Genomic DNA, 6,166 nt, shown 5'->3' with positions numbered 1-6,166 from the left:
CGATGTTTTCTGGTTTTCGATATACTGTTTTACTGCTTCCAGCGGGGCACCGCCAACGGTAGATACAAAATAGCTGTTTGTCCAGAGCGTCGGCATTTTCGTTTTGAGACAGGGAAATTCCTGTCTTAAAATTCTGGACGTATAGCCTTTGAACGATTTTACAGCTTTGTGGATTCCAAACTGAGGATCTACTTCCAGCAGCATATGAACATGGTCTGGCATGATCTCCATTTCCAGAATGTCTACAGAAAGATTTGCAGCATACTCTGTGAGCAGCTCCTTCAGCCGGACATCTACACCGTTCGTTAATACTTTTCGTCTATATTTGGGACACCATACTACATGGTATTTACAGGAATAGACGACATTATTGTTTGATTTATATGTTGTGTTCATGTTTGTATGATACAATATTTTATCAATTAACACAATTGTTATTTTGTCCATCTTCAATTACTTGCGTAAATTCGATGGACGCGTCTTATATCCCCATAGCTGAAGCAAGGGGTTTTACGACGCATTGGATAAAAATTGCTGCAAGGGCAATCCATTCAGCAAGATCTATCACATTCAAACCAGATAGTTACTCACATACACAATACCTCTTTCCAGACTCCCCGGACCTCCGCGGAATGCCCACGCTGCGGCATCACTCGCCAGAAGAACGGCACAGGAAAGCTGCACCAGAAGCATCCGGTATTTTTTCTTTTTCTGATCCATATCCCTGCTCAAAACCATACAGAGGGCCGCAATATTTGTTTTGTCCTTCCTAAAACAGCAAAAGAAAACCCTCTCATACCGCCTTTCTCTGCGTATATGAGAGGGTTCCTGTTCTTACGCCTGTCCCAGTACGTGGTCGGAAATTCTTCCGTAGACGGAGATCAGGTAGAGGCCGCAGATGCCGACAACCGCGTAGATGATGCGGCTCAGCCACGTCATGTTTCCGAAGATCAGGGCGACGAGGTCGAGGCGGAAGAATCCGATCAAGCCCCAGTTGACGGCTCCGATGATTGTAACGGTGAGTGCGGTGTAATCCAGTCCTTTCATGTAAAGAAACCTCCTTTTTCCGGATTTTGTATCGTCTTTTTATCTCTTCCGGTTTCTTTATAAAGAATTTCCCAAAAGGAGGCAGATTATGCATTTTCTTTGATTTTTCGGGCTGAAAAATGGAGACCATTTCCAGGCCTCCATTCGTGCAATTCTGTTTTCTTTATTCAGACAGCAGCTTCTGCAGCAGCTCTCCTGCTGCTGCCGGGTTGGCTTTGCCTTTCATTTCTTTCATGACCTGCCCGACCAGAAATCCGAGGACTTTTGTCTTTCCGGATTTGTACTGCTCTACCGGGCCAGGGTTGTTTTCCAGAACTTTTCTCGCAGTTTCTTCCAGAAGGCCGGTGTCGTTTACGGTTTTCAGTCCGTGCTCCTCGACGTATGCTTCCGGATCGACATCCTCTGCAAAGATCTGCTCAAATACCTCTTTTGCCACCTGGTTGTTGACCGATCCGGCTTCTGCCAGTTCGATCAGGGATGCCAGATGCTTCGGTGAAAACTGCAGATCCTCCGGCTCCTGGCCGTTCTCCTTTAAGAGACGTAAGGTCTCGCCCATCAGCCAGTTTGCCACTTTTTTCGGTTTGCCGCAGAGCGCCGTCGTCTCCTCAAAGAGATCGGACAGCTTCTTGGAACCGGTCAGAATGCCCGCATCGTACTGCGGCAGTCCGTACTGCTCCACGTAGCGTGCCTGTTTTTCCGGCTGGAATTCCGGCATGGATTTCACAATGCGGTCGATCCACTCGTCGGAAATGTGCACCGGCGGCAGATCCGGGTCCGGGAAGTAGCGGTAATCCTTCGCATCCTCTTTCGAACGCATCGCGTAGGAATACTCTTTGTTGTCGTCCCAGCGGCGGGTCTCCTGGACAACGGCTTTTCCTTCCTCGATCAGCTCGATCTGTCTTGCACGCTCTCCCTCGATCGCTCTTCCGATTGCCTTAAAGGAGTTCAGGTTCTTCATCTCGGTACGTGTTCCGAATTTCTCACTTCCAACCTCACGGACCGAAAGGTTGACATCGGCACGCATCGAGCCCTCCTGCAGTTTGCAGTCGGATGCGCCGAGATACTGAATCATCATACGCAGTTTTTCCAGATAAGCGATAACCTCTTCCGCAGAGCGCATATCCGGCTCGGATACAATCTCGATCAGCGGAACGCCGCTTCGGTTGTAGTCGACGAGCGAGCAATCCTCCCACTCATCGTGGATCAGCTTTCCGGCATCCTCCTCCATGTGGATCTCATGAATGCCGATTTTCTTCTTTCCCGCTGCGGTGTCAATCTCGACATATCCATCGTGGCAGATCGGCAGATACAGCTGGGAAATCTGATAGTTCTGCGGGTTGTCCGGGTAGAAATAGTTCTTCCGGTCGAATTTGCAGAGCTGGTTGATTTTGCAGTTTGCAGCCAGTCCGACGCGCAGGGCGTAATCGACAACCTTCTTATTTAATACCGGAAGGGATCCCGGCATACCAGTGCAGACCGGGCAGGTGTGGGTGTTCGGCGCACCGCCGAATGCGGTAGAGCAGCCGCAGAAAATTTTTGTTCTCGTCGCAAGCTCCACATGTACTTCAAGTCCGATGACGGTTTCATACTGTTTTGACATTGTTTTGCTTCCTCCTTACCATTTTTCTGGCTGCCCGAATGCACCGCGTACCTGCTCATAGGTGTATGCTGCACGGAACAGTTTTTTCTCTGAGAAACAGTCTCCGATAAGCTGCATGCCGATCGGAAGCCCCTTGTCATCCATGCCGCACGGAACGGTGATGCCCGGAAGGCCGGCGAGGTTGACGGATACGGTGTAAATATCGCCCAGATACATCTGCAGCGGATCGGAAAGCGATTCCCCGAGACGCGGTGCGGTCGATGGTGCTGCCGGGCTTAAAATCATATCGTATTTTTCAAATGCGCGGTCAAACTCTTTTTTAATCAGGGCTTTCGTGCGCAGTGCTTTCAGATAATACGCATCGTAGTAACCGGAGCTTAAGACGAAGCTTCCCAGCATAATCCGTCGTTTCACCTCCGGACCGAAGCCCTCAGAACGGCTCTTCTTATACATATCGTGGAGTCCTTCGTACTCTTTGGCACGGAAGCCGTATTTCACGCCGTCGAAGCGTTCCAGGTTGGAGCTTGCCTCAGCGGATGCAATAACGTAGTAAGCCGGAATGGCATAATCAATGAGGTCGAGATCGAAATACTCTACTTCTGCTCCGCGTGCCTTCAGGACATCGGCAGCTTTTAAAATGGATTCCTTCACCTGCGGATCCAGGCCTTCGCCGAAGCAGCTGTTCGGAATACCGATTTTCAGATCGGAGACATCTTCTTTTAAAGCGCTCATGAAATCGTAATCGTCGCGTTTCATCGATGTCGCATCTTTTGCATCATACGAAGCGACCGTCTGCAGCAGTGCTGCACAGTCTGTCACATCCTTTGCGACCGGTCCGATCTGGTCGAGGGAGGAACCATAAGCGATCAGTCCGTAACGGGAAACGGTGCCGTACGTCGGTTTCATGCCGGTTACGCCGCAGAAGGAACTCGGCTGACGGATCGATCCGCCGGTATCGGAGCCAAGTGCCATCGGTACTTCTCCTGCTGCAACGGCTGCGCAGGAACCGCCGGAGGAACCGCCTGGAACGTGTTCGGTGTTCCATGGATTTTTCGTCACGCCGTACGCGGAAGTCTCTGTCGTACTTCCCATCGCAAACTCATCCATGTTTGTCTTTCCGATGATAACGGCTCCCGCCTCTTCGAGCCGTGTGATAACCTCTGCATCGTACGTCGGAACAAAGTTCTGCAGGATCTTTGACGCACACGTCGTCGCAAGACCTTTCGTACAGATGTTGTCCTTGACCGCAATCGGAACGCCGGCCAGCGGACCGGTGAGCTCTCCTGCGTCAATTTTCTTCTGCACTTCTGCCGCGCGTGCTCTTGCACCCTCTTCATCCACAAGAAGGAATGCGTGAATTGATTCTTCCGATGCTTTGACTGCCGCAAGAGACGCTTCTACAGCGTCCGCTACAGTGATCTTTCCTTCTTTGATTGCGGCAGAAAGCTGTACTGCTGTCATATCTTTGATTTCCATATCAATCTCCTCCTGCTATTCTACCGTTTTCGGAACCTTGTACTGGCCCTCTTTGACTTCCGGTGCATTGGCAAGCATTGCATCGCGGTCGTCGCCATTGGTTACTTCATCCTCGCGGAATACATTTCCCATCTCGAAAATGTGGGTCATCGGCTCGACCTTGCTGGTGTCGAGCTCGTTTAATTTATCTACATAATCCAGCATTTTCTGCATATCCTGCCGTGCGGATTCTTTTTCCTCATCCTTTAATTCCAGCTTTGCCAGGATGCCGACATATTCCATCGTTTCATCTGAAATCACATTTGCCATTTCACTCATTCTCCTTTTTTATTTTCCAGCAGGATCTGCTTACGGCTCCAGTCTTGTAAGATCACGCGGGAACAGCGTTGTCTCGCGGACGTTGTCCTCACCGATCAGCTTCATGGTCAGACGCTCCAGACCGATGCCAAGACCTCCGTGCGGCGGCATACCGTGTTTGAAAGCACTCAAGTACTGCTCCATGCCCTCTTCTGTCATGCCGCGGGCTGCGATCTTTTCAGAAAGCATCTTGTAATCGTGGATACGCTGGCCTCCGGTTGTAATCTCCAGACCGTGGAACAGCAGGTCGAAGCTCTTTGTGTATCTCTTATCCTCCGGGTCATCCATCGCATAGAACGGTCTCTTTTTCGACGGATATTCGGTGACGAATACAAAGTCTGCGTCGTACTCCTCTTTGAAATACTGGCCGATCAGAAGCTCCTCCTCTGGCTCAAGGTCGAACGGGTTGCGGATCTTTCGGTTGTATTTCTCGGCTACCAGCTCTTTCGCTTTCGTGAACGGTACAGTTGGGATTTCTTCTGTCTTTGGAAGCATAACTTTCAGGATCTCCAGCTCTTTTGCGTAATCCTCTTTAAGAAGCTCCACCATGTACTGTAAAAATCCGGTTTCCATTGCCATGATGTCGGTGTAATCCTCGATGTAGCCCATCTCAAAGTCAAGGCTGGTATACTCGTTCAGATGACGTTTCGTGTTGTGTTTCTCTGCACGGAAAACCGGTCCGACTTCAAAGACACGGTCAAACACGCCGACGAGCATCTGTTTGTAGAACTGCGGGCTCTGTGCCAGGACAGCCGGGCGGTGGAAATATTCCAGCTTGAAGATGTTTGCGCCGCCCTCAGCGCCTTTCGCGCCGATCTTCGGTGTATGGATTTCGGTGAATCCCTGGGAATGAAGGAAATCACGGAACGCCCGTACCACGCCTTCCTGGATGCGGAATTTTGCACGCTCTCTGACGTTTCGAAGAGCGATCGGCCGCATGTTCAGCATTGCTTCAAGGGAGGTGTTCATTTTCCATTTGTTGACTGCGAGCGGCATTGGCTCGGTCGGCTCGGAAAGAACGGTGATGGTCTGCAGCCTGACTTCGACGCCGCCCGGTGCGCGGTCCTCTTTTTTGACCGTTCCGGTTACGGCAACTGCCGATTCCTCTTTCAGATCTTTCAGCGGGAAGTCAACGCTTCCTTCTTCGTACACACACTGAACGAGTCCCTCGCTCTTTCTTAAGATGACAAAGGCAACCTCGCCCATGTCACGGATGATGTGTACGGCTCCTTCGAGTTTTACTTCTGTGCCTTCCGGTGTCTCCAGCAGAGTTTTTACGGAGATGTCTTCTTTTTTCTTTACGCCTGTCATAAATTCCATGTCTTGTTCTCCTCTCTTTCTCGCCTGTCCCGGATTGTTTTTTTCAAATAAAAAAAGTCCCGGAACAGTTTTTTAACTACTGTTCCGGGACGGGATATTTTATGTTCCCGCGGTACCACCCGCATTGCGTTTTTCTCTCCGGTTTTCCGGGGGAAAACGCCCACTCATTTATACTTAACGCGTATCACGGATCTGCCTACTTGATTTCCTGTTCGGATCTCATGTTCAGCAGACCGGCTCCGGAATGTTCCCCATTGTATGTTTCCTCCATGCTGATGCTCTCAGTCGGTGACATCGGCTTCCTGTCAGATTCCGCATACGGAGTTTCCTTCACTGCCTTTTTCATACTGTGCATTATAGCACAGC

Annotated in this window: 8 protein-coding genes; all 8 read right to left on the bottom strand. The window is 50.3% G+C overall.

Translation table 11 applies throughout. From position 1 onward, the window contains the following. Positions 1-396, bottom strand: a 396-nt coding sequence (gene tnpA / locus DWZ60_RS10345) for an IS200/IS605 family transposase (protein ID WP_119221617.1), incomplete at its 3' end; no start/stop codon positions are given. A gap of 174 nt (positions 397-570) precedes the next feature. Continuing rightward, entirely contained in the window at positions 571-720 is a 150-nt protein-coding gene (locus DWZ60_RS17300; protein ID WP_158576384.1) for a hypothetical protein, read from the bottom strand. Positions 721-834: 114 nt separating this feature from the next. Next, a complete protein-coding gene (locus DWZ60_RS10340; protein WP_118750547.1) occupies positions 835-1,047 on the bottom strand; it encodes a DUF378 domain-containing protein in 213 nt (70 codons plus the stop codon). A gap of 163 nt (positions 1,048-1,210) precedes the next feature. Continuing rightward, positions 1,211-2,647 (bottom strand): Asp-tRNA(Asn)/Glu-tRNA(Gln) amidotransferase subunit GatB, encoded by a 1,437-nt coding sequence (gene gatB / locus DWZ60_RS10335; RefSeq protein WP_055217758.1) that lies wholly within the window; start codon positions 2,645-2,647, stop codon positions 1,211-1,213. Positions 2,648-2,662: 15 nt separating this feature from the next. Next, the gene (gatA, locus tag DWZ60_RS10330; RefSeq protein ID WP_117510182.1) at positions 2,663-4,123 is read right to left on the bottom strand and encodes an Asp-tRNA(Asn)/Glu-tRNA(Gln) amidotransferase subunit GatA; all 1,461 of its coding nucleotides are present in this window, start codon (positions 4,121-4,123) and stop codon (positions 2,663-2,665) included. Between the two features lie 15 nt (positions 4,124-4,138). Then, on the bottom strand, positions 4,139-4,432 hold the full coding sequence (gene gatC, locus DWZ60_RS10325; protein ID WP_022462350.1) for an Asp-tRNA(Asn)/Glu-tRNA(Gln) amidotransferase subunit GatC: 294 nt from the start codon (positions 4,430-4,432) through the stop codon (positions 4,139-4,141). Between the two features lie 39 nt (positions 4,433-4,471). Next, positions 4,472-5,800, bottom strand: coding sequence for an aspartate--tRNA(Asn) ligase (gene aspS / locus DWZ60_RS10320; RefSeq protein WP_117802399.1), 1,329 nt, complete (start codon positions 5,798-5,800; stop codon positions 4,472-4,474). Positions 5,801-5,996: 196 nt separating this feature from the next. Then, the gene (locus DWZ60_RS17295) at positions 5,997-6,146 is read right to left on the bottom strand and encodes a hypothetical protein (RefSeq protein WP_158555021.1); all 150 of its coding nucleotides are present in this window, start codon (positions 6,144-6,146) and stop codon (positions 5,997-5,999) included. Positions 6,147-6,166: the final 20 nt, after the last annotated feature.

This window comes from Blautia sp. AF34-10 (assembly GCF_003477865.1).
GTDB classification, from domain to species: Bacteria; Bacillota; Clostridia; order Lachnospirales; family Lachnospiraceae; genus Fusicatenibacter; species Fusicatenibacter saccharivorans.
The sequence above is the reverse complement of the archived record's forward strand: the minus strand, read 5'-3'. Positions and strand labels throughout refer to the sequence as shown.